Origin of the sequence: Microvirga aerophila (assembly GCF_003332305.1) — a bacterium.
GTDB lineage: Bacteria > Pseudomonadota > Alphaproteobacteria > Rhizobiales > Beijerinckiaceae > Microvirga > Microvirga aerophila.
Genome location: NZ_QOIO01000035.1, coordinates 1 through 23,099, shown reverse-complemented (window position 1 = coordinate 23,099; position 23,099 = coordinate 1). Strand labels below are relative to the sequence as shown.

The following is a 23,099-nucleotide window of genomic DNA, read 5'->3' as shown; positions in this document are numbered from 1 at the left end:
ACCCTTGGTGAGATGTTCAAGGACTTACCGAAGCAGAGGCAGTGCCTGTGCGTCAACCATGATGAGGCGACAGGCCCGTATGCGCAGCCTTCAAGGGGTGCGGCGCAGGATCGCCTTCGGACGCGTCGTGCGGAACTGCCCACGCTCGATCGCCACGAAGATCAGCACCACGACCACAAGAGCCGTGAACCACCAGACCTGCGCGGTCCCGATCCCGAGGCAGCCGAGCGCATAAGCCGTGGCGAAGGCCGCCATGATGCCGGGACCGAGGATGGGGCGCTGCCCGCCGGCCCCGAGTACGGACCGGTAGAGGAGCACGGCACCCGCCACGGCGCCGACGAGACCAAGCTCGTACCAGATCTCGAACAGGAACGTGTGCGGGGCTGACGGCGGAACCAGGCCGATGATGCGGCCGCGCAGGGCCGTCTCGAGGCCATGGCCCGTGATCAGGCTCAGAGGGTCGTTGAGGATGACCATGCGCCAGGTGTTCAGGGACGTCACCAGAGGAGCGCGTGCCCCCAGGAAGATTTCGAACATCGGCTTCAGGATGAACGGCAGGACAGGGGCGACCAGCAGGAGCCCGGCCATCAGCCAGCCTGTCAGGCGGGAGCCGAACGAGGGGCTGGCCGCTGTGACCACGAAGATCACGGCGCCCACGGCCAGGCCTTGCAAAGACGATCCATCGCTTGCCAGAAGCGCGCTGCCGGCGACGATGATGCCGAGAAGCATCGCCTCCAGGTTGCGTCCGCGGGAATGGAGCCAAGTCACCGCGGGCCAGAGCATCAAGGCAAGCACGATCATGCCGCGCTCGATGCTTTGACCATCCGGGTCCTGAGGGCCGGTTCCCCGAAACGCCATCGCCATCCCGGTCAGGGCCGCAAGGCCGACGCCCACGGGCAGAATGTAAAGATTGGCGGACCGCATCCGGTCCGGGAGGGCCAGATAGCCCGCAAGCGCCATGAGAGCCATGGTGGCGATGTTGAGGAGCCGCTCAGAGGCTTCCGACATGAAGGGCGTCCAGAGCAGCGAGAGGGCTGTCCAGAGCAGGAGGACCGCGCCTGCCATGCCGCCCGGCGAGCCGACCACGATCCTGACCTTCTCGCCCAGGTGCTTGGTGCGACCATCGATCACGGAGGCGAGAATCAGCAGAACCACCGCCACAGGCGCCAGGGCCACGACGGCGCGCCTGGCGAAAAGGGCGCTTAAGGGTATGGCGAAGAACAGGATCGCGAAGCCGACCCGCCGCAGGATGGCTGCGGCGTCGGCGGAAGGGTCGGCCGTGAGGGATGTGGGTCGAGCCATGGGGACTTCGGCAATCGGAGGTTGAGCGATCGTGAGTCCGGAGACTAATGGACGAAGTCCCCAAAAGCTGTAGGTGTCTTGCAACACCTCTCAGCCCATTTCGCTGTCTTTTCAAATCCTCGCACCCATGGAACGTACCCGGTCCCGGCCCGAAAAGCACCTCGTCCTCGTAGGCGGAGGACACGCTCATGTGCTTGTGCTGCAGGCCTTCGCCCGCAGGCCGGAGCCTGGAACCCGCCTGACCCTGGTCGCCAAGGACCGGCTCACGCCATATTCGGGCATGCTGCCGGGCCACATGGCCGGGTTCTACCCTCGCGACGCCCTGCACATTGATCTGGAGCGGTTGGCCCGGCGATGCGGCGCGGTCCTGATCCAGGACGAGGCCATTAGCTTTGATCGGGATGCCGGGCAGGTTCGCCTTCGCGGCGGCGGCACGATCTCTTACGATATTCTGTCAATCAATATCGGCATCACGCCAGACCTGTCCGATCTTGAGGGAGCGGAAGAACACGCTCTTGCGGTCAAGCCCATCGGGGATCTGCTGCCGAAATGGGACCAACTCGTCCAGGACGCGCACAAGCCCGATGGACCGCGCCGGATCGTCATCGTCGGTGGAGGAGTGGCCGGAATCTGCCTTGCCTTTGCGGTCTCTTCATCGCTGCGGGCCAAGGTCGGGAGCAGCATCGAGGTGACTCTCGTCAGCGCGAGCGCCGCGCCGGAGATCAACTCTCGCATGCGCAGGCGCGTCGAAAGGGCGCTGGAGCGCCGGGGCATCAAGGTTTGGGCAGGTTGCGCGGCCATTGCCGTTGATCCGCAGGGCATAACTCTTGCCGGAGGCCGTCGCATTCCGGCCGACCGGGTGCTCGTCTCGACCCAGGCGGCTCCGCCGCCCGCGCTCCAGCACTGTGGCCTCGCCAAGGATGAGAAGGACTTTCTGGCGGTTGGACCGACCCTGCAGGTTCTGAACGACAAAGCGGTGTTTGCCGCCGGAGACTGCGCCACGATGCTCGGGCATCCCCGGCCCAAAGCCGGAGTCTTCGCCGTTCGGCAGGGGCCGGTTCTTGCCCGCAATCTCCGCCGCGCCCTGCGGGGGGAGGCGCTGGAAACCTATATCCCCCAGCGCCGCCACCTGGTGCTGATCGGCACGGGAGACGGCCAAGCCATCGGCGGACGCGGCCGATGGCTGGCTTTCGAGGGCCGCTGGGCGTGGCGGCTGAAGGACTGGCTCGACCGGCGATTCATGCGCCGGTTTTCATGATCAGGCCCGTTGTCCCCGCAGGAAATTGATGATGCCAGAAAAATCGTCGCCCTCGTGGCCCGCATTGTTGAACAGGGCGTAGAGCTGTGCGGCTTCCGCGCCCAGCGGCGTGGTCGCGCCGGAGGAATTCGCCGCCTCCTGGGCGAGCTTCAGGTCCTTCAGCATCAGGGCCGCGGCGAAACCCGGCTTGTAGCCGTTATTGGCGGGCGATGTCGGCACCGGCCCGGGCACCGGACAATAGGTGGTGAGCGACCAGCACTGGCCCGACGCGGTCGAGGCCACGTCGAACAGCGCCTGATGCGACAATCCTAGTTTCTCGCCCAGCACGAACGCTTCCGCCACGCCGATCATCGAGATGCCGAGGATCATGTTGTTGCAGATCTTGGCCGCCTGTCCGGCCCCCGCCTCGCCGCAATGGACCACCTTCTTGCCCATTTGGGACAGGATCGGCTCCGCGCGCTCGAAGGCATCCGCCGCGCCGCCGGCCATAAAGGTCAGCGTCGCGCCCTTCGCGCCGCCGACGCCGCCGGAGACCGGCGCGTCCAACGACAGGAGGTTCCGCTCCTGCTCGCCTGCGAGCCCGTGGGCCCTGCGGGCGCTGTCCACGTCGATGGTGGAGCAGTCGATCACAAGCGCACCCGGCTTCACGACCGGCAGGATGCTGGACCAGACCGAGAGCACGTGCTTGCCGGCGGGCAGCATGGTGATGACCACGTCGGCATCCCGCACGCTATCCTGCGCCGAGCCTGCGACCGTGATGCCGTCTGCGCGGGCCTGATCGCAGGAGGCCGGCACGAGATCGAAGCCGATGACCTGGTGTCCCGCCTTGACCAAGTTGGCCGCCATGGGGCCGCCCATATGGCCGAGGCCGATGAAGCCGATGGTGGTCATGGATTAATCCTCCCGTTGATGTTTTGAGCCGATGAGCAGCCAGATCGAGCTTGCCGCCATGACGATGCTGCTGCCCGAATGCAGCAGGAGATGTTGGGGGCTCTCGAAACCGCGCTCCAGAAATACGATGAACACGTCGCCTGCCGGGATCAGAACGGTCAGCGCCAGGATCACGCCGACGGTGCGGCGGCCTGAGAGGCGCGACAGAGCGAACAGGTAGAACCCGAAGGCAAGATCGCGCAGGCCGATGGCCGACACATAGGATAGTCCCGGGCCTTCAGAGACCGGAATGCCGAACAGGGCTGCGCTTGGGCGTGGGGCAAACACGAAGAGCAGGCCCAGCAGGACGAACACGCCCGACAGCGCCAGCACGAGCCAGATGCTGGGCTCGCTCAACGGCAGTCCCGCGCGCTCGCTCCCGCGTCTCATGCGCGCCGCGCCACCCACAGGGTTCCGGCAAGCGAGAAGCCGTAAAACCACAGCATCAGCGACCCGAACACCTTGTCGAGGGCTGGATCGAGGCGCGGAAAGAACACCGCGAAGTGGGACCCGATGGCCGCCATGACCAACATGCCCGGAACGGCCGCCAGAGCCATCGCGGACACAGCGTGCTTCGATGGCGCACGGATGAGGCGAGGGACCACGAGACCGAGCAGCAGACCGAGCGCGGCCCCGACTGTGAAGTTGACCTGGAACGGCCTGCGGCCATCGACGAAAAACCAGGGACCGGCGAGATGGAACACGGCCAGGATCACCCCGGTGAGGGCCAAGCCCAGGACGATTGCCCTGAAAGTCACCGGTTGCCCCGACCGACGAGGCTTCGCGCCACGATCAGGCGCATGATCTCGTTGGTGCCCTCGAGGATCTGATGCACGCGCAGATCCCGGACGATCTTCTCGACGCCGTAATCGGCCAGATAGCCGTAGCCGCCGTGAAGCTGGAGCGCCTGGTTGGCGATCTCGAAACCCCGATCCGTCGCCATGCGCTTGGCCATGGCGCAGAGTTTGGTGGCGTCGAGGGACTTGGCATCGAGGGCGGATGCCGCGCGCCACAGGAACGTGCGGGCGGCTTCGAGTTCCGTCGCCATGTCGGCGAGCTGGAACTGGGTTGCCTGAAAATCGGAAATGCTCTTGCCGAAGGCCTTGCGGTCGGCCGTGTAGGCGAGCGCCTTGTCGAGGGCGGCCTGCGCGCCGCCGAGCGAGCAGGCGCCGATATTGATTCGTCCGCCGTCGAGGCCCGACATGGCGATCTTGAAGCCCATGCCCTCATCCGACAGCCGGTTGGCGACCGGCACGCGCACGTACTCGAAGATCACCGCGGCGGTGGGCTGGGCGTTCCAGCCCATCTTCTTTTCCTGGGCGCCGAAGGAAACGCCGGGCATGTCCTTCTCGATCACCAGGGTCGAAATGCCGGACGGGCCTTCCTGGCCGGTGCGCACCATGGTGACGTAGATGTCCGAGGTGCCCGCGCCTGAGATGAACTGCTTGACGCCGTTGACCACGTAGTGGTCGCCGTCGCGTACCGCGCGGGTCTTGAGCGCCGCCGCGTCCGAGCCGGAGCCGGGCTCGGTCAGGCAATAGCTGCCGATCAGGTCCATGGTGCACAGGCTCGGCAGGAAGCGCTGACGCTGCTCCTCGGAGCCGTAGCGGTCGATCATCCAGGCGACCATATTGTGAATGGACAGATACGCCGACACGGCCGGACACCCGGTCGCCAGCGCCTCGAAGATCAAAGCCGCATCGAGGCGCGTCATGCCCGATCCGCCCACGTCGTCGCGGGTATAGATCGCCGCCATGCCCAAGGCCGCCGCCTCGCGCATCACGTCCACAGGAAAATGCTTTTTCTCATCCCATTCGAGTGCATGGGGCGCGAGTTTCTCGGCCGCGAAGTCGAGGGCCATGTCGCGAACGGCGATTTGGTCGTCTGTGAGGGAGAACTGATTCATGATGCCTAAATCGTCATGCCTGAGTGCATTCGTGCACCCATACTTTCGATCTAGAGCGAGAAAGGCCGGGAGCGAGCCCGGCCTTTCTCGTGAATAATTACTGCATCGTCGGGATGACGAACTCGGCACCGTCCTTGATGCCGGACGGCCAGCGGGACGTGACGGTCTTGGTCTTGGTGTAGAACCGGATCGCGTCGGGGCCGTGCTGGTTGAGGTCGCCGAAGCCGGAGCGCTTCCAGCCGCCGAAGGTGTAGTAGGCCAGCGGCACCGGGATCGGCACGTTGATGCCCACCATGCCCACATTCACCTTGGAGGCGAAATCCCGGGCGGCGTCGCCGTCGCGGGTGTAGATCGCAACGCCGTTACCGTATTCGTGCTCGGTGGGAAGGCGCAGCGCGTCGTTGTAGTCCTTGGCGCGGACGACCGACAGAACGGGGCCGAAGATCTCTTCCTTGTAGATGCGCATGTCGGCCTTCACATCGTCGAAGAGGCAGCCGCCCATGTAGAAGCCGTTCTCGTAGCCCTGCATCTTGAAGTTACGGCCATCGACTACGAGCTTCGCGCCTTCCTGGACGCCGAGGTCCACATAGGAGCGCACCTTGTCGAGATGGGCGCGGGTGACGAGGGGGCCAAAATCGGCGCTCGGATCGGTGGACGGTCCGACCTTCAGGCTCTCGACCCGCGGGATTAGGCGATCCATCAGGGCGTCTGCCGTGCTCTTTCCAACCGGCACCGCCACGGAGATCGCCATGCAGCGCTCGCCAGCCGAGCCGTAGCCCGCACCGATGAGCGCGTCCGCCGCCTGATCGAGATCGGCGTCCGGCATGATGATCATGTGGTTCTTCGCGCCGCCGAAGCACTGGGCGCGCTTGCCGTTGGCGGCAGCGCGGGAATAGACGTATTCGGCAATCGACGAGGAGCCCACGAAGCCCACCGCATGGATGTCGCGGTCGTCGAGAATGGCGTCCACCGATTCCTTGTCGCCGTTGACCACGTTGAGAATGCCGGCCGGCAGGCCCGCTTCCATCATGAGTTCGGCGAGGCGCAGCGGCACGCCGGGGGCGCGCTCGGACGGCTTGAGGATGAAGGCGTTGCCGCAGGCAATCGCCGGAGAGAGCTTCCAGAGCGGGATCATGGCCGGGAAGTTGAAGGGTGTGATGCCCGCCACGACGCCCAGCGGCTGGCGGATCGAATACATGTCGATGCCGGGACCTGCGCCTTCCGTGAACTCGCCCTTCAGCAGGTGCGGGATGCCGGTGCAGAATTCGGCAACTTCAACGCCGCGCTGGATGTCGCCTTTGGCGTCCGAAATCGTCTTGCCGTGCTCGCGGGCCAGCAATTCGGCAAGCGAGTCGGTTTCCTGGGCGATGAGCTCGAGGAACCGCATCATCACGCGGGCGCGGCGCTGCGGGTTGGTGGCGGCCCATGCAGGCTGCGCGGTTTTGGCGACTTCCACCGCCTGATGCAACTCGTCCTTGGACGCCAGCGCAACCTTGCCGATGACCTCGCCGGTCATGGGTTGGAAGAAGTCAGTGGTCCGGCCCGACTTGCCCGGCACGTGCTTGCCGCCGATGAAGTGTCCGACTTCGCGCATGGCGTTTCTCCTCTTGAGGGTGTTTTTGATGCCGCCCCTTCTATCATTGTCGAAATCGCACGACTATGGGTGAATGCGAAGTAGCGTTGTGCGAAAATGCCAATATGAACTCACGGGCGGGCAGGTGAGTGCATTCGACTGGGACGACCTGCGCTTTTTCCTGGCGGTGGCCCGCGCAGGCCGCCTCACGGTCGCCGCCCGTCGTCTCGAGGCCGATCATACCACGGTTTCACGCCGCATCTCGGCTCTTGAGAACGCGCTGAAGACCAAACTTTTCGAGCGCAAACCGCAAGGCTACGCATTGACCGAGCAGGGTGAGCGACTGCTCGCCAAGGCTGAGAGCATGGAAACTCAAGCGCTTGCGGTGGCGAGCGAAGTCGGTGGATCAGACTTGGCGCTCTCGGGCACCGTGCGGATCGGCGCACCGGACGGGCTCGGCACCTATTTCCTGGCCCCGGAACTCGGAGCCCTGGCGGAGCAGCATCCCGATCTCACGCTCCAGCTCGTGGCTCTGCCGCGCACCTTCTCCCTGTCGAAGCGGGAGGCCGACATCGCCATCACCCTGGAGCAGCCGACCGAGGGCCGTCTCGTGTCCCGCAAGCTCACGGATTACCGGCTCAGGCTCTACGCCTCGAAGGTGTATCTTGATCGCCACGGTCCCATCGCCGACCCGGCGGATCTCGCGGGAAAAACCATCGTGTCCTATGTGCCGGACCTGCTCTACAGCTCGGCGCTCGACTATTTCTCGGGCTTGGAGAAGTACACCTCCCGCCGCTACGAATGCGCCAGCGTGGTGGCCCAGCTCGAGGCGGTGCGGGCAGGATTCGGCGTCGGCGTGCTGCACGACTACGCGATCCGCCAGTTCCCGGAGCTGCAGGTGGTGGCGCCCTCGTTATTTTTTCCTGCGGACCTACTGGATCGTCATGCACGCGGAGGTGCGCAACCTGCGTCGTGTCGAGGAGGTGCACGGGTTCATTCTCGGGCGCGTCAAAGCCAACCGGACCCTGTTCCTGTGACAGGCGTTGGTCTTCACGGGACAGGCGAGACAGTTTAAGGCTGGCGCAACACATTCACGGAGTTACCGATGCCCTCCAAGCTTGACCAATTGCGCGCCATGACGGTGGTGGTCGCCGATACGGGCGATCTCGACGCGGTTCGCCGTCTTAAGCCGCAGGACTGCACCACCAATCCGACCCTGCTGCTCAAGGCGGTCGAAACCCCGGCCTATGCGCATATCCTGGAAGAGGCCCTGACCTGGGGGCGCGGCCAGGGCGGTTCGCACGCGGTCGAGGCCATCTGCGACCGTCTCGCGATCGCCTTCGGGGCTGAGCTTGCCGGCATCGTGCCGGGCCGTGTCTCGACGGAAGTGGACGCAGACCTGTCGTTCGACACCGAGGCCACCGTTGCCAAGGCGCGCGCCATCATCAAGGCTTACGAGGAGCGCGGCATCGGGCGCGAGCGCATCCTGATCAAGATCGCCTCCACCTGGGAAGGTATCCGCGCCGCCGAGGTGCTGCAGAAAGAGGGTATCGATTGCAACCTGACCCTCCTGTTCAGCCAGGTTCAGGCCCAGGCCTGTGCTGAGGCAGGCGTGTTCCTCATCTCGCCCTTCGTGGGCCGCATCCTTGACTGGCATGTGAAGGCCGGCGGCGGACCCTACACGGGCGAGACGGATCCGGGCGTCATCTCGGTGCGCAACATCTATGCGTCCTACAAGGCGCAAGGGATTAGGACCGTGGTCATGGGCGCATCCTTCCGCAACGTCGGCGAGATCGAAGCGCTGGCCGGCTGCGACCGTCTCACCATCTCGCCTGCGCTCCTCGACGAGCTCGCCAAGGCCGAGGGCGACCTGCCGCGCAAGCTCTCGCCCGACAACGCCGAGAAGATCCCGGTTCCGACCCGTCTCGACGAGAAGAGCTTCCGCTACGCCCTCAACGAGGACGCCATGGCGACCGAGAAGCTCGCCGAGGGCATCCGGTCCTTCGTGAAGGACCTGCGCTCCTTGCGGATGCTCGTGGCGCAGCGCCTTGACGAGGCGAAAGCGGCTTAAATCGAGGAACTGTCATCCCGGGGTCGCGCCAACGGAACCCGGGATCGTCTGCAGAATAAGGCGCTTTACCCGTCTTACGATCCCGGATCACGGCTACGCCGCGTCCGGGATGACACGCGCTTTATCCGGCTGTTACTTCTTCTCCGCCAGCGCCTTCTCGCGGATTGCCGAGAGCGACATGGCCGGCGTGATCGCCTCTGGATCGAGCAGGCAATGCAGGATCGCGGGCTTGCCAGACGTTAGCGCGCGCTCGAGAGCCGGCGCGAAGTCCTCCGTGCGCTCCACACGCTCGCCATATCCGCCGAAAGCCTTGGCGTAGGCCGCGAAGTCCGGGTTCTTCAGGTTCGTGGCCGAGACGCGGCCAGGATATTCCCGCTCCTGGTGCATGCGGATCGTGCCGTACATGCCGTTGTCGAGCAGGATCACCAGGATCGGCAGATCGTACTGCACCGCGGTGGCGAATTCCTGCCCGTTCATGAGGAAGTCGCCGTCGCCGGCAAACACCACCACGGGGCTTTGCGGCTGAATGCGCTTTGCGCCGACCGCCGCCGGAACCCCATAGCCCATGGAGCCGGACGTGGGGGCAAGCTGCGTCCCGTATTTCCGGAAGGGCCAGAACCGGTGAACCCAGGTGGCGAAGTTGCCCGCGCCGTTGCAGTAGATCGTCTCAGCCGGAAGCGTCTCGCGCAGATGCGCCATCACCTCGCCCATCTGGAACTGGCCAGCGTGGCGAATGGATTTCGGATCGCTCCATGCGAGATAATTATCATGAGCCGCCTTCGTGCCCTCGCTCCAGGGGAGGGATGCCGCAGGATGCACGCCTTCCAATGCCGCCGTGAAAGCCACAGGCGAGGCATTGATTGCCAGATGCGGGCTGTAGATGCGCCCGAGCTCGCTCGGATCGGGGTGCACATGCACCAGCTTCTGGCGCGGCGAGGGGATGTCGACGAGCGTGAAGCTCTGGCTCGGGATCTCCGACAGGCGTCCTCCCACGAGCAAGATGAGGTCCGCATCCTTGATGCGCGCCAGCAGCTTCGGATTAACGCCGAGGCCGAGATCGCCGATGTAGGATGCATGGTCGGCCGGAAAGAGCATCTGGCGGCGGAACGTGCAGGCCACCGGCAGGTCGAACCGTTTGGCGAATCGCACGAAACGCTGCACGGCCGTTTCGGACCAGCGGCTGCCGCCCAGCAGAACGACTGGCCGCTCCGCTCCATGCAGGAGCTTCTGCAATTCGGCCATCTGTCCTAGGGACGGGTGGGTTTCGATCGTCTGATAACGCGGCGCGTCGGCCACGTCCGCCATTTCGGTCAGCACATCCTCCGGCAGGGCAATCACCACCGGGCCTGGACGACCGGATGTGGCCACGTGGAAAGCTCGGGAGATCACTTCAGGAAAGCGCGCCGGATCGTCGACTTCCGTGGCCCATTTGGCAAGCGGGCCGAAAGCGGCGCGGTAGTCAAGCTCCTGGAACGCCTCGCGCTCCCGCATGCCGCGCTCGATCTGGCCGACGAATAGAATCATCGGGGTCGAGTCCTGCTTGGCGATATGAATGCCGGGCGAGGCGTTGGTGGCTCCAGGACCACGGGTCACGAAGCAGATGCCGGGACGGCCGGTGAGTTTGCCGTAAGCCTCCGCCATCATGGCTGCGCCGCCCTCCTGGCGGCAGACGGTCACGTTGATGTCGGCGTCGTGGAGCGCGTCGAGCGCCGCCAGATAGCTCTCGCCCGGCACGCAGAAGATGTGATCGACTCCATGGACGAGAAGTTGATCGACAAGGATCTGGCCGCCGGTGCGGGAGGGCGCTTTCATGGAAGGCTCGCGATTTTGAGGTAAACTGACAAGGAGAAGCGGAGAGCAGTTATGCTCTCCGCTCGGATTGGCGCTCTGTGCAGCCGATCAGGCGTCGACGTCGAACTTCACGCCCTGGGCGAGCGGAAGCGTGGCGCCGTAGTTGATGGTGTTGGTGGCGCGGCGCATATAGGCCTTCCACGCGTCCGAGCCCGCCTCGCGGCCGCCGCCCGTTTCCTTCTCGCCGCCGAAGGCCCCGCCGATCTCGGCACCGGACGGGCCGATATTGACGTTGGCGATGCCGCAATCCGAGCCCGCCACCGAGATGAAAGTTTCGGCCTCGCGCATGTCGAGGGTGAAGATCGAGGACGAGAGGCCTGCGCCCACCGCGTTGTGATTCTCGATCACGTCGTCGAAGTTCGAGTAGCGCATCACGTACAGGATTGGCGCGAAGGTCTCGCGCAGCACCGGACCGGTCTGCTCCGGCATTTCGACCAGGGCCGGACGGGCATAGTAGCCGTTGGCGCATTCACCGTCGGTGAAACGGCCGCCCCCATGCACCGTGCCGCCCGCCGCGCGGGCTTCATCGAGCGCCCGCTCCATGCCGTCGAAGGCCGACTTGTCGATCAGTGGACCAACGAGGGTGCCCTCGGCGCGGGGATCGCCGATCTTGACGCTCGAATAGACCTTCTTGAGGCGCGGCACGAGCCGGTCGTAGACGCTCTCGTGCACGAAGAGGCGGCGCAGGGTCGTGCAGCGCTGGCCCGCCGTGCCCATGGCGGCGAACGCGATGCCGCGCAAGGCGAGGTCGAGATCGGCGGAGGGCGACACGATGGCGGCGTTGTTGCCGCCAAGCTCCAGGATGGCGCGGGCAAAGCGCTCGGCGAGCTTGGGACCGACCTGACGGCCCATGGCCGTGGAGCCGGTGGCGGACAGAACCGGCACCCGGTGATCCTCCACCAGGATCTCGCCGACCTCCCGGCCGCCGAGCAGGACTTCCGACAGGCCCTCCGGCACGCCACCGAAGCACTTGGCGGCGCGCTCGACGATGGCCTGGGTGCCAAGGGCGGTCAGAAGGGTTTTCTCGGAGGGCTTCCACACCACGGAGTCGCCGCACACGAAGGCGAGCGCCGCGTTCCAGGACCACACGGCCACGGGGAAGTTGAAGGCCGAGATTACGCCGCAGACGCCGAGCGGATGCCAGGTTTCCATCATGCGGTGGTCGGCGCGCTCGGTCGCGATGGTCAGGCCGTAGAGCTGGCGCGAGAGGCCGACCGCGAAGTCGCAGATGTCGATCATCTCCTGGACCTCGCCGAGGCCCTCGGACGTGACCTTGCCGGCCTCCAGCGTCACGAGGCGGCCGAGATCGTCCTTGGCGGCGCGCAGCTCCTCGCCGATCAGGCGTACGAACTCGCCGCGCCTGGGAGCTGGAACCTTACGCCAAGCCTTGAAGGCGGCGTCTGCCCGGCCGATGGCGGCCTTGGCTTCGTCGGGAGTGGTCTCCCGAACTTCAACGATGGTCTCGCCCGTGATGGGCGAGACGGCGGGCCGGCCGCCGGCCGCGAAAGCGCTGTCGGGAACGCCGAGACGCGCCAGGATCGCGCGCGCTTCCGCGGCAGCGGTCACGGGCGTGGCGGGAACGGTTTTGAGGGCGGCTTGATCGCGCGCGGACATGTCAATCTCCCATGGGGATGCGGGCTCGGGCTCTCATGTGAGCCCTCCACCCTCGCGTGTCGTTGGACAAGACGGCGGTGGCCTTCGTGCCTCTGTCTTAAAGCATCTCCGGGAAATGTGGGAACTGCTTTTCCCGAATAAGGTCATGCGAATTCGGAACAATGCCGGACTAAGCTCCCGCTTCCGCCGGAAGGGGAGCTTAGTCCGGATCCTCATGCAACAGCGTCGAGACGGATCTTTTTGGCCGCCGTGCCTTCCTGTTCCTCCAGGAGCTCGCCCGAATAGACCCGGCCGAAGCGGTTGGCCATGAACGTGTCGAGATCGATCTCCTCCTGACGGCAAAAGCCCTGCTGCGGCAGCTTGCCCTCGACCAGCAGGTCGAGCATGGCGCAGATTCCGGCGGCGGTCGTCACCTGAATGGCGGTGCGCTGGACGCCCCCGACCGTCTGGCCGTAGATCTTGCGGGCATAGGTTTCCTGAACATGGCGTCCGCCGCGCTCGCCGGTCACCGTCACGAACACGATGACCATGTCCTGCATGGTGGCCGGAACGGCGTTCTCCAGGATGTCCTTCAGGACCTCGCGGCGGTTTCGCAGCTGCAGGTCGTTGAGGAGAACCCGCATCAGGGCGCAGTGGCCCGGATATCGGATGGTCTTGTAGTTCAGGCTGCGGACTTGGCCGTCGAGGGTTTCACACAGGGTGCCGAGGCCGCCGGAGGTGTTGAACGCCTCATAGCGGGTGCCATCGAGGGAGAACTCCTCCAATTCCTCCATGGCCGGGACCTCCCGGAGCTTGCCGTCGACCACGGCCTCGCAGCGCTCGATATACTCGTTGATGACGCCGTCCGTGCTCCAGGTGAGGTTATAGGACAGGGCATTCGACGGATATTGCGGCAGCGCGCCCACGCGCAGGCGCACGGTGTCGAGCTTGTCGAAACGGCGCGCGATGTCGTGGGCGACAATCGAGATGAAGCCCGGAGCGAGGCCGCACTGAGGGATGAACGCCGTGGTGGCCTCCTCGGCCAGTTCCTTCACCATGCGGGTGGTGGCAACGTCCTCGGTGAGGTCGAAGTAGTTGACGCCTGCAAGGCGGGCGGCCTGCGCCACATGGCCGGTCAGGTGGTAGGGAGCGGCGCTCAGGACCGCATAGTGACCCTTGAGGGCGGACTGGAGGGCGACCGCGTCATTGAAGTCGAGCTGGATCGTCTTGACCCCGTCCCGCGCCACCGCCTCCAGGGCCGCCGCGGAGCTGTCCGCCACCGTCACGGCATAGTCGCCCGTCTCATGGAGCATGTCCGCAATGGTGGAGCCGATCTTGCCCGCGCCGATGACGAGAATGGAATTCATGAAGTCCTCCCTGGATGATGTTCAGGAGAAAACGGCAAAGCTCTGCAGAACGCCATAGACAGGTTGACGGAAAGCCCAGTAGGTTTCGGCGTTTCGCCACCAAAACTGGTCAATGTGATGCTCGACGCCACCGATCGTGCCCTGATTGCGCTTCTGCGAGAGAATGCTCGCATCGGACATGCGGAGGCGGCCAGGAGGCTCAATTTGTCCCGGACCACCGTTCAAGCGCGGGTCGAGAGTTTGGAGCGGCGAGGCATCATCGTCGGCTACACGGCTCGCCTCGCCGAGGAGATCAGCCGCCGCATGGTGCGCGCTCACGTCACCATCGTGGCGGCCCCGAAAGCTTCGGCCGCCGTGGTGTCTGCGCTCCAGCGCATGCCAGAATTGCGCGCCCTTTATTCGGTTGCGGGTGTCTTTGATCTTTTGGCGGTGGTAGAGGCCGAGGACGTTCCCTCCCTGGATGCCGCCATCGACAAGATTGGCGCGCTCGAGGGCGTCGAGCGCACGCAGTCCTCCATCATCCTGTCAACGAAGTTCGAACGATGACCAGCACCGCACCTTCCATGGCCGACGTCGTAATCGTCGGCGGCGCCGTCATGGGCTCCTCCACGGCCTATCACCTGTTGTCCAACCCGGACTTCAAGGGCCGCGTCATCGTCATCGAAAAGGACCCCACCTACCAACTCTCGGCTTCCGCCCTGTCCGCGGCCTCCATTCGACAGCAATATTCCAGCGCGGTGAACATCCGGATCTCCCTTTTCGGAATCCAGTTCCTGCGCAATATCGGCCACCATCTCGAAGTGGAGGGCGAGCGTCCCCAGATCGACCTGAAGGAGGGTGGATATCTCTATTGCGCTTCAGAGGCGGGCGCGTCGATCCTGACCGAGAACCATGTGCTCCAGGCGGCCGAGGGCGCGGACATCCTGCTGATGGATCCAGCCGCCCTGAAGGCGCGCTTTCCCTGGCTCAATGTGGAGGATCTGAGCGCAGGCGCATGGGGTCGCTCCGGCGAAGGGTGGTTCGACGGTTGGGGTCTGCTCCAGGCCTTCCGCAAGAAGGCGCGCTCCCTCGGGGCGGAATACCTGAAGGGCGAGGTGACCGAGGTGGAGCGTGACGGCCTCAGGGTCGTGGCCGTGCGCCTCAAGGACGGCACGCGCATCGCCTGCGGGGCGCTGATCAACTGCGCCGGGTCGGGCGGACGGGCGCTCGCCGCCATGACCGGGCTCGACATCCCCGTTCAGGCCAAGCGCCGCTACGTGTTCACCTTCACGTGCCGGGACAAGGTCGAAAACTGCCCGCTCCTCATCGACACGTCGGGCGCCTATGTGCGACCGGAAGGCGAGGGTTTCATCTGCGGCGCGTCGCCCGAGGCGGATCTGGACCAGGACTGGCACGACGAGGATCCGTCATCGCAGGAGATCGACCATTCGTTCTTCGAGGAGTTCATCTGGCCGGCGCTTGCCCACCGGGTGCCCGCCTTCGAGGCTATCAAGCCCGGCCGCGCCTGGTCAGGCCCCTACGACATGTGCCTGCTCGACCATAACGCGATCATCGGGCGTGCTGGCGACGTCGAAAACTTCTACCTTGCCAACGGGTTCTCGGGCCATGGCCTTCAACAAGCTCCGGCCGTGGGACGTGCCCTGGCGGAGCTGATCATCTATGGGCAGTACCGGACCCTGGACCTGTCCGAGCTCGGCTACGAGCGGGTTATCTCCAACCGTCCCCTCCTGGAGCGCAACGTGATCTAGAGGTTGGGGCCCCTTAGTCCGACCCGTAGGCCCAAACCCGGCCGCCCCGGTTCATGTGGCGCTGGAGAAAGCCCGATTGGGCTCCTGGCGGATTGGACTCGAGGGCGAGTTCGTTCACGCCCTCCCGGTCGGCCCGCGCATCGTCGCGCCGACCGGCCGTTCCGGTCGTGGTGCCAGCCCCCATGCCGGGCTGCGCCGTCTCGTCGGTCCTCAGGTCCGCGGTCCCGAGATCGTCGGCTGCCTCCGTCATCTGGCCCATGCCCGGCAGGGCGCTGGTATTGGTGCCGCCTGCGGTCGAGCCGCCGGTGATGCCGGCGGCCAGCGGAGCGCCCACATCGCCTCCCGCCTGATCGGATCCGTTGGACTGCGCCCATTCGCGGCTGTCACGGTCAAGGTCGACCGGATCGAACATTTCGAGGACCCGAATGGCCTCTTCGAAATTCTGCTGGTCGACCCGAGCGGCGATCAGGGAGCAGCCCCTGTGCAATCCCTGCTCGAAGAGGCGCAGGTCCGACGCCGGGAGGTTCAGGTCATAGAGACCGGCCCGGGAATCGTCCTGGGCCGACAGGGTGCGAAAGCCCGAAATGGACGAGACCTCCCGTCCTTCCGTAAACCCGATGGCCGTGACGTGGGACTGGGCGACGCCTGTCCCCATGAGAGCCTGGAGGGCCTGCTGAGCTTTGGCCTGATCCTGGAACAGAGCCGTGACGATGCGGGGCATGTGAGTCTTTCCGTTGCGATATGGACCTCAAAGAACGGCTGCTCAAGCCTGTTCCCACCAGCATCGTTAAGCCTTTTCGTCGAAAGGGCTTCCATTTTGGAGCCGGCTATGATTGTCATGTTTTTGTCATTGAAATGTCATCCGGGCTTTGCTCAAGGGTGATGAACGACAAGAACGTCCCAGACGGGATGAATATGGGAGAGATTGATCATGAAGAATAAGTCCTTCCTCGCCGCCCTGGCCGTCGGCCTTGCGGCGAGCACGTCTGCTTTCGCGCAGACCGAGATCCAGTGGTGGCACGCCATGACAGGCGCCAACAATGACGTCGTGAACCGGCTGGCCGAGGAGTTCAACGCCTCCCAGAAGGACTACAAGGTCGTCGTCAGCTACAAGGGCCAGTACGCCGACACCCTGAACGCCGGCATCGCGGCCTTCCGCGCTGGCAATGCCCCGCACATCCTGCAGGTTTTCGAGGTTGGCACCGCGACCATGATGGGCGCCAAGGGCGCCATCAAGCCGGTCCACCAGCTGATGGCTGACGCCGGCGAGAAATTCGATCCGAAGAGCTACCTGCCAGCGATCACTGGTTACTACTCCACCGCCAAGGGCGAGATGCTCTCCTTCCCGTTCAACTCCTCCTCCATGGTCATGTGGATCAACAAGGACGAGCTGAAGAAGGCCGGCGTCAACGAGATTCCGAAGACCTGGCCGGAAGTGTTCGATGCCGCCAAGAAGCTGAAGGCTGCCGGCCACAACACCTGCGGGTTCAGCAACGCCTGGGCGAGCTGGGCCAACGTCGAGCAGTTCTCGGCTTGGCACAACATCCCGATGGCCACCAAGGCCAACGGCCTCGATGGCTTCGACACGGAGATGAAGTTCAACTCGCCGGCGCATGTGAAGCACCTGCAGAACCTCATCGACCTGCAGAAGGACAAGACCTACGACTACTCGGGCCGCGACTCGAAGAGCGAAGGCCGCTTCACCTCGGGCGAATGCGCGATCTTCCTGACCTCCTCGGGCTTCTACGGCAACGTGAAGGCCAACGCGAAGTTCGACTTCACGTCCGTGCCGATGCCGTACTACCCAGACGTCCAGGGCGCTCCGCAGAACTCCATCATCGGCGGCGCTTCCCTATGGGTCATGGGCGGCAAGTCGGCTGACGAGTACAAAGGCGTCGCCAAGTTCTTCACCTTCCTGTCCGATACGGATCGTCAGGCCAAGCTGCACCAGGAATCGGGCTACCTGCCGATCACCAAGGCGGCTTACGAGAAGACCAAGGCTTCGGGCTTCTACGAGAAGAACCCGGTCCTCCAGACCCCGCTGATTGAGCTCACCAACAAGGAGCCGACCGAAAACTCCCGCGGCCTGCGCTTCGGCAACATGGTTCAGATCCGCGACGTGATCTCGGAGGAGATGGAAGCTGCTCTGGCCGGCCAGAAGCCCGCCAAGGACGCGCTGGACTCCGCTGTGACCCGCAGCAACCAGATCCTGCGCCAGTTCGAGCGCTCCGTCAGCCGCTGAGTTCTGTCTGACGTTACGAACTTCATCCCGGGCAGCTCGGCGCTGCCCGGGATGATCTTATAAAGACCCACCGCAGGCCGGTCGCCGCCGTCATCTGCCACCCCTCATCGGACAGCCGTACGCACGATGGAAAAACGAGCCCATTTTTCAGGTTGGATGCTGCCCCTTCTGCTGATTGTTCCGCAGATGGCGATCACCATCATTTTCTTTTACTGGCCGGCATCCCAGGCCATTTGGCAGTCATTCCTGCGAGAAGACGCTTTCGGTCTTTCGTCCGAGTTCGTCGGTTTCGAGAACTACGTCTCGCTGTTCGAGCAGCCCGAATATTACCGGGCGATGGTCACCACGGTGATCTTCTCGTCCCTGGTGGCGTTTTTCTCCCTCGGCTGCTCCCTGCTGCTGGCCACCCAGGCCGATAAGAACCTGCGCGGCGGCCAAGCCTACAAGACCCTGCTGATCTGGCCCTATGCGGTCGCCCCGGCCATCGCGGGCGTGCTGTGGATCTTCATGTTCCACCCGACCCTGGGAACGCTGTCTCGGCCCATCAAGGCGGTCGGCATCGATTGGAACCCGATGCTCAACGCCAACCACGCCATGACCCTGCTGGTGCTCTCCGCCACCTGGAAGCAGATCAGCTACAACTTCCTGTTTTTCCTGGCCGGCCTGCAATCGATCCCCAAGAGCGTGATCGAGGCGGCGGCCATCGACGGCGCGGGCCCGCTGCGCCGCTTCTGGACGGTGATCTTCCCGCTTCTGTCGCCAACCACGTTCTTCCTCCTGGTGGTCAACATCGTCTACGTGTTCTTTGATACTTTCGGCATCATCGACGCGGTGACGGGCGGCGGTCCCGCCGGACAGACCACCACTCTCGTCTACAAGGTCTACGCGGACGGCCGCCTCGGAGGCGACCTGGGAGGCTCGGCCGCCCAGTCGGTGATCCTCATGGTCATCGTCATTGCCCTGACGGCTGTCCAGTTCCGCTATGTCGAGCGCAAGGTGCAATACTGATGGTTGAGAATCGTCCTTTCCGCGATTTCATGGCCTATCTGACGCTGGCCCTCGGCATCGTCATCGTGGTGTTCCCGGTCTATCTCGCCATCATGGCGTCGACCTTCGATGCGGCCACCATCATCAACGGCAACATGCCCCTCCTTCCGGGCGACCAGGCCGCCGTCAACTACCCGCGGGCGCTGTTTTACGGCGGCGTGCATGCGCGCGAGCCCGTGGGTATGATGATGTTCAACTCGATGATCATGGCGCTAGGCATCGCAATCGGGAAAATCTTGATTTCCGTCCTGTCGGCCTACGCGGTGGTGTACTTCAAGTTCCCGTTCCGCAAGACGGCATTCTGGGTCATCTTCATCACCCTGATGTTGCCGGTCGAAGTGCGCATCTACCCGACCTACAAGATCGTGGCCGATCTCGGCATGCTCGATACCTATACGGGCCTCGTCCTGCCTCTCATCGCGTCAGCGACCGGTACGCTGCTGTTCCGGCAGTTTTTCATGACGATCCCCGACGAGCTTCTGGAAGCGTCTAAGATCGACGGCGCGGGACCATTCCGGTTCTTCAAGGACACGCTCCTTCCCCTGTCGATGACGACCATCGCGGCTCTGTTCGTGATCCAGTTCATCTATGGCTGGAACCAGTACCTCTGGCCCCTGCTGATTACGACGCAGAGTTCCATGCAGACCATCGTCATCGGCATCAAGAAAATGATCACGACGACGGACGCGCTGACCGAGTGGCAGATCGCCATGACGACTGCCGTTCTGGCCATGGTGCCGCCAGTTCTCGTGGTGGTGTTCATGCAACGGCTGTTCGTGAAGGGCCTCGTCGAAACGGAGAAGTGATGCGCGGTATCTCGCGCATCGCCCTCCCGTGCAGGAGGGCAAACCCAGTGAACAAGAATAAACCCCAGTGCCTCATGAGCGCACGGGCCGCAGTGAAGGAATAAACAAATGGCAGGCGTGACGCTCGATACGGTGCGGAAGGTCTATGCGGGGAATGTGGAAGCCGTAAAAGGCGTATCCCTGAACATCGAGGACGGCTCTTTCTGCGTGCTGGTCGGCCCCTCGGGCTGCGGCAAGTCCACGCTTCTCCGCATGGTGGCGGGGCTTGAGACCATCTCGGGCGGCACGGTTCAGATCGGCGACCGCGTAGTGAACGAAGTCGAGCCGGCCGACCGCGACATCGCGATGGTGTTCCAGAACTACGCGCTCTATCCGCATATGAGCGTCTACGACAACATGGCCTATGGCCTGAAGAATCGCGGCACGCCCAAGGACGAGATCGAAAAGCGCGTCAATGAGGCGGCCCGCATCCTGGCGATCGAGCCGTTCCTGAGCCGCAAGCCCCGCGCCCTGTCGGGCGGCCAGCGTCAACGCGTCGCCATGGGCCGCGCGATCGTGCGCAAGCCCCAGGTGTTCCTGTTCGACGAGCCGCTCTCGAACCTCGACGCCAAACTGCGCGTGCAGATGCGCGTCGAGATCAAGCGTCTCCAGCGCGCGCTCGGCGTGACGTCGATCTACGTGACCCACGATCAGGTCGAGGCGATGACGCTCTCGGACAAGCTCGTGGTGATGAGTGGCGGCCAGATCGAACAGGTGGGCGCGCCGGCGGACGTGTACCGCCGTCCGGAAACCCGGTTCGTCGCGACCTTCATCGGCTCCCCGCCCATGAACATCCTTCCCGGCCAGGTGGAAGGCCCTGGCCGCGTCTCCGTGGGCGGTCAAGTGCTCTCCGTCACGGACATGCGGGACGGTTTGAGCCCCGGCTCGGCCATCGAGGTCGGCTTGCGGCCCGAGGATGTCCAGGCCGGCACCGCCACCGGCGCCAGCAACCTGACCATGGCCGTGGACTTCGTGGAGGAGCTCGGCGCGACCCAGCTTTTCCACGGCAAAGTCGGAGGCGCCGATTTCGTCGTGCAAGCCTCCACGGGACAGATCCCGGCGGATATCCGCACGCTGCCCCTGTCCATCGATCCAGGCAACGTTCACCTGTTCGATCCGCAGACGACGAAGCGCCTCGGGCGCGTCTGATCGTCGCCTGAGCCCTCGCGGAGCCGCGCCACAACGCGGTTGCGCCCGAAGTTCAGCCTCGTTATCCCTCGATTGGACAAGAGGAAAAGGCGATGGCGATCAAGGTCGACGGGATAAAGCTGAAAATCCGGGATGTGGCGCGTGTGGCGCGCCCCAACGGCAACGGCCGCTTCGAGAAGGCGGCCCTGCATCCGGAGGCGCGCGAGCGCATCGCGGCCACGCGGGCCTTTATCGACAAGACCTGGATGCATGACGACGCGCCGCTGATGTACGCCTTCAACACCGGCGTCGGACTGTTCAAGGACCAGCGCGTCCTGATCGCCGACATGGAGGAGTATCAGCGCAAGACTGTCTATGCCCACGCCACGGGCGTCGGCGAGCCATTCTCCGAGGACGTGACCCGCGCCATGATGCTGCTTCGCGCCAACGCGTTCGCGTCGAACTATTCCGGTCCGCGCGTTGAACTTGTCGAGCGGCTCATCGAGTTCCTCAACGCGGGCCTGCATCCCGTCATTCCCCAAAGGGGTTCCGTAGGCGCATCGGGCGACCTCGCGCCGCTCGCGCACATGGCCGGCGCGGTCTGCGGCTTTGCGGAAGCCGAGATGATCTACAAGGGGCGGCGCATGCCGGCCCGGGACGCCATCGCCAAAGCCGGGTTCAGTCCTGATTTCGAGCTTGGCGCAAAGGACGCCTCGGCGCTCATCAACGGCTCGACCACGTCGCTCGCCCTCGGGGCGCTGGCAACCTATGATGCGCGCCGCATCCTCAAACACGCGGACATCGCCATGTCCCTGTCGCTGGAGGCCATGCGCGGCGAACTCGCAGCGTTCGATCCTCGCGTGCACAAGGCCCGTCCGCATCCGGGGCAGGCGCGGGTCGCCCGCAACCTGCTGAGGATCCTGGACGGCACCAGGCGGTGCTCGCAGGCCGCGCGCGACGTGGTGTTTCCGGACGAGCCGCGCCAGCCCGGCACGCCCGCAAGTCCGCGCGTTCAGGACGTCTATTCCCTGCGCTGCACCCCACAGGTGCATGGACCTGCCGTCGAGGCGGTGGAATACGTGGAGCGGATCATCGGAACGGAGATGAATTCCGCTACCGACAATCCGCTGATCTTCGATGACGGCCAAGGCAGTTACGTGTCCATCTCGGGCGGGCATTTCCACGGGCAGTACGTGGCGCAGGCCATGGATGTGCTGGCCATCGCCATGACGGATCTCGGCTCCATCTCCGAGCGGCGTCTCGCGCGCCTCGTGGACCCGACCATGTCCTACGGGTTGCCGCGCAATCTTCTGGCCGGCAAGCGCGGGCTCAATACGGGCTTTGCAACGGTCCAGTGCTCCATGTCGGCCCTTGTGATGGAAAACAGGAGCCTCTCCACGCCAGGTTCCGTCGACTCCATTCCAGGCAAGTCGAACGCCGAGGATCATATCTCCAATTCCACCTGGTGCGGACGCAAGGCGCGCTCCATCGTAGAGAACGTGGAGCAGATCGTCGCCGGCGAGTTGCTGATGGCCGCGCAGGCGCTCACGCTCGTGGAGCCGCTGGCGAAGGACTTTCCGCTCGGCAAGGGATCTCAGGCGGCCATGGAGGCCATTCGGGCGGTCATTCCGCCGGCCCTCGACGGGGATCGCTGGTACGCAACCGAGATGCGCCAGGCCCTCGACCTTGTGCGCTCGGGCGCTGTCGTGGAGGCGGTCGAAAGCGCCATCGGCTCGTTGGAGTAAGACTACGAAAAAGGCCCGGCATCACCGGGCCTTCGAAGCTTGAAACGAATGGCCGCTCAGCGGCAGCGGCGGACGCTGTGAACGATCACATTGCCGTTCGGACGGTAGACCCGCTCGCGCACCACGCGGCATCGATCGCCGCGCCAGGCCCGCGGGCCCACGCCGCAATTGCGCACGGTCCGATAGACGACGCGGCCATTCGGGCGCACGGTGCGGATGCGACGGGTCACGCACTGCACATCCTCCACAAGCGAGGGCGTTTCCAGCTGCGCTGCGTTGAAACGGGCCTGAGCTTCGGGTGCGGACAAGAAACCGGCGCCGAGCGCGAGGGCAAAAGCCGGGAGGAGAATGGCTCGCGACTTATACCAAGTCCCGCTGATCAGAACCGGTGCGCCCACTCCCGCAGGCCGAGGGATATGATCGTCCAGGGTCGATCCGTGAGCTTGTTCCACGCTGCACAACAGTGATCGAGGATGTCCTTGTAGGACGTGAA

General features: G+C 64.5%; 22 protein-coding genes and 1 pseudogene. 11 read left to right on the top strand and 12 right to left on the bottom strand.

Features of this window, described 5'->3' with window-relative positions; all coding sequences use genetic code 11:
- Positions 1 to 90: 90 nt before the first annotated feature.
- Positions 91 to 1,302, bottom strand: coding sequence for a peptide ABC transporter permease (locus tag DRB19_RS18710; protein ID WP_114187549.1), 1,212 nt, complete (start codon positions 1,300 to 1,302; stop codon positions 91 to 93).
- Positions 1,303 to 1,429: 127 nt separating this feature from the next.
- Here DRB19_RS18710 and DRB19_RS18705 point away from each other — a divergent pair, with 127 nt between their 5' ends.
- Positions 1,430 to 2,560 (top strand): FAD-dependent oxidoreductase, encoded by a 1,131-nt coding sequence (locus DRB19_RS18705; protein WP_114187548.1) that lies wholly within the window; start codon positions 1,430 to 1,432, stop codon positions 2,558 to 2,560.
- On the opposite strand, the gene mmsB is transcribed toward DRB19_RS18705, so the two are convergent.
- From mmsB to DRB19_RS18680, 5 genes are all read right to left on the bottom strand, one after another.
- The gene (gene mmsB / locus DRB19_RS18700; RefSeq protein WP_114187547.1) at positions 2,561 to 3,451 is read right to left on the bottom strand and encodes a 3-hydroxyisobutyrate dehydrogenase; all 891 of its coding nucleotides are present in this window, start codon (positions 3,449 to 3,451) and stop codon (positions 2,561 to 2,563) included.
- 3 nt (positions 3,452 to 3,454) lie between these two features.
- Complete coding sequence (locus DRB19_RS18695; RefSeq protein ID WP_114187546.1) at positions 3,455 to 3,880, bottom strand: DUF4267 domain-containing protein; 426 nt, start codon at positions 3,878 to 3,880, stop codon at positions 3,455 to 3,457.
- Complete coding sequence (locus DRB19_RS18690; protein ID WP_114187545.1) at positions 3,877 to 4,248, bottom strand: DUF5367 family protein; 372 nt, start codon at positions 4,246 to 4,248, stop codon at positions 3,877 to 3,879. Before DRB19_RS18690 ends, DRB19_RS18695 begins: the two co-directional genes overlap by 4 nt.
- Complete coding sequence (locus DRB19_RS18685) at positions 4,245 to 5,396, bottom strand: isobutyryl-CoA dehydrogenase (RefSeq protein WP_114187544.1); 1,152 nt, start codon at positions 5,394 to 5,396, stop codon at positions 4,245 to 4,247. The genes DRB19_RS18690 and DRB19_RS18685 overlap by 4 nt, the downstream gene beginning before the upstream one ends.
- Before the next feature lie 97 nt (positions 5,397 to 5,493).
- The gene (locus DRB19_RS18680; RefSeq protein WP_114187543.1) at positions 5,494 to 6,990 is read right to left on the bottom strand and encodes a CoA-acylating methylmalonate-semialdehyde dehydrogenase; all 1,497 of its coding nucleotides are present in this window, start codon (positions 6,988 to 6,990) and stop codon (positions 5,494 to 5,496) included.
- Positions 6,991 to 7,114: 124 nt separating this feature from the next.
- Between DRB19_RS18680 and DRB19_RS18675 the strand changes: the two genes are divergently transcribed.
- On the top strand, positions 7,115 to 8,044 hold the full coding sequence (locus DRB19_RS18675) for a LysR family transcriptional regulator (RefSeq protein ID WP_308494307.1): 930 nt from the start codon (positions 7,115 to 7,117) through the stop codon (positions 8,042 to 8,044).
- 30 nt (positions 8,045 to 8,074) lie between these two features.
- The gene (tal, locus tag DRB19_RS18670) at positions 8,075 to 9,040 is read left to right on the top strand and encodes a transaldolase (protein ID WP_114187542.1); all 966 of its coding nucleotides are present in this window, start codon (positions 8,075 to 8,077) and stop codon (positions 9,038 to 9,040) included.
- Between the two features lie 132 nt (positions 9,041 to 9,172).
- On the opposite strand, the gene DRB19_RS18665 is transcribed toward tal, so the two are convergent.
- The 3 genes from DRB19_RS18665 to DRB19_RS18655 all read right to left on the bottom strand — a co-directional run bounded on the left by DRB19_RS18665 (position 9,173) and on the right by DRB19_RS18655 (position 13,851).
- Positions 9,173 to 10,852: a thiamine pyrophosphate-binding protein gene (locus tag DRB19_RS18665; protein ID WP_114187541.1), complete on the bottom strand. Its 1,680-nt coding sequence runs from the start codon at positions 10,850 to 10,852 to the stop codon at positions 9,173 to 9,175.
- Between the two features lie 87 nt (positions 10,853 to 10,939).
- Positions 10,940 to 12,505: an L-piperidine-6-carboxylate dehydrogenase gene (gene amaB / locus DRB19_RS18660; protein WP_245439651.1), complete on the bottom strand. Its 1,566-nt coding sequence runs from the start codon at positions 12,503 to 12,505 to the stop codon at positions 10,940 to 10,942.
- A 212-nt stretch (positions 12,506 to 12,717) separates the two neighbouring features.
- A complete protein-coding gene (locus tag DRB19_RS18655) occupies positions 12,718 to 13,851 on the bottom strand; it encodes a saccharopine dehydrogenase family protein (protein ID WP_114187540.1) in 1,134 nt (377 codons plus the stop codon).
- Positions 13,852 to 13,968: 117 nt separating this feature from the next.
- Between DRB19_RS18655 and DRB19_RS18650 the strand changes: the two genes are divergently transcribed.
- Both DRB19_RS18650 and DRB19_RS18645 read left to right on the top strand, forming a co-directional pair.
- Positions 13,969 to 14,397, top strand: a complete 429-nt coding sequence (locus DRB19_RS18650) for an Lrp/AsnC family transcriptional regulator (protein WP_114187539.1) — start codon at positions 13,969 to 13,971, stop codon at positions 14,395 to 14,397.
- On the top strand, positions 14,394 to 15,599 hold the full coding sequence (locus DRB19_RS18645; RefSeq protein ID WP_114187538.1) for an NAD(P)/FAD-dependent oxidoreductase: 1,206 nt from the start codon (positions 14,394 to 14,396) through the stop codon (positions 15,597 to 15,599). The genes DRB19_RS18650 and DRB19_RS18645 overlap by 4 nt, the downstream gene beginning before the upstream one ends.
- 13 nt (positions 15,600 to 15,612) lie before the next feature.
- Here DRB19_RS18645 and DRB19_RS18640 read toward each other — a convergent pair whose 3' ends face one another.
- A complete protein-coding gene (locus DRB19_RS18640; protein ID WP_114187537.1) occupies positions 15,613 to 16,320 on the bottom strand; it encodes a hypothetical protein in 708 nt (235 codons plus the stop codon).
- Between the two features lie 20 nt (positions 16,321 to 16,340).
- Between DRB19_RS18640 and DRB19_RS30040 the strand changes: the two genes are divergently transcribed.
- From DRB19_RS30040 to DRB19_RS18615, 6 genes are all read left to right on the top strand, one after another.
- On the top strand, positions 16,341 to 16,541 hold the full coding sequence (locus tag DRB19_RS30040; RefSeq protein WP_147021851.1) for a hypothetical protein: 201 nt from the start codon (positions 16,341 to 16,343) through the stop codon (positions 16,539 to 16,541).
- Positions 16,531 to 17,841: a sn-glycerol-3-phosphate ABC transporter substrate-binding protein UgpB gene (ugpB, locus tag DRB19_RS18635; protein WP_114187536.1), complete on the top strand. Its 1,311-nt coding sequence runs from the start codon at positions 16,531 to 16,533 to the stop codon at positions 17,839 to 17,841. Before DRB19_RS30040 ends, ugpB begins: the two co-directional genes overlap by 11 nt.
- Before the next feature lie 126 nt (positions 17,842 to 17,967).
- On the top strand, positions 17,968 to 18,849 hold the full coding sequence (gene ugpA / locus DRB19_RS18630) for a sn-glycerol-3-phosphate ABC transporter permease UgpA (protein WP_114187535.1): 882 nt from the start codon (positions 17,968 to 17,970) through the stop codon (positions 18,847 to 18,849).
- The gene (gene ugpE, locus DRB19_RS18625; RefSeq protein WP_114187534.1) at positions 18,849 to 19,694 is read left to right on the top strand and encodes a sn-glycerol-3-phosphate ABC transporter permease UgpE; all 846 of its coding nucleotides are present in this window, start codon (positions 18,849 to 18,851) and stop codon (positions 19,692 to 19,694) included. Before ugpA ends, ugpE begins: the two co-directional genes overlap by 1 nt.
- Positions 19,695 to 19,802: 108 nt before the next feature.
- Positions 19,803 to 20,882: a sn-glycerol-3-phosphate import ATP-binding protein UgpC gene (locus DRB19_RS18620; RefSeq protein ID WP_114187533.1), complete on the top strand. Its 1,080-nt coding sequence runs from the start codon at positions 19,803 to 19,805 to the stop codon at positions 20,880 to 20,882.
- 92 nt (positions 20,883 to 20,974) lie between these two features.
- On the top strand, positions 20,975 to 22,606 hold the full coding sequence (locus DRB19_RS18615; RefSeq protein ID WP_114187532.1) for an HAL/PAL/TAL family ammonia-lyase: 1,632 nt from the start codon (positions 20,975 to 20,977) through the stop codon (positions 22,604 to 22,606).
- Positions 22,607 to 22,662: 56 nt separating this feature from the next.
- Here the strand turns inward: DRB19_RS18615 and DRB19_RS18610 are convergent, their stop codons facing one another.
- Entirely contained in the window at positions 22,663 to 23,004 is a 342-nt protein-coding gene (locus DRB19_RS18610; RefSeq protein ID WP_114187531.1) for a hypothetical protein, read from the bottom strand.
- Positions 22,986 to 23,099 (bottom strand): annotated as a pseudogene (locus DRB19_RS18605) (IS630 family transposase); the annotation flags it as partial. The gene DRB19_RS18610 and the pseudogene DRB19_RS18605, both read right to left, overlap by 19 nt.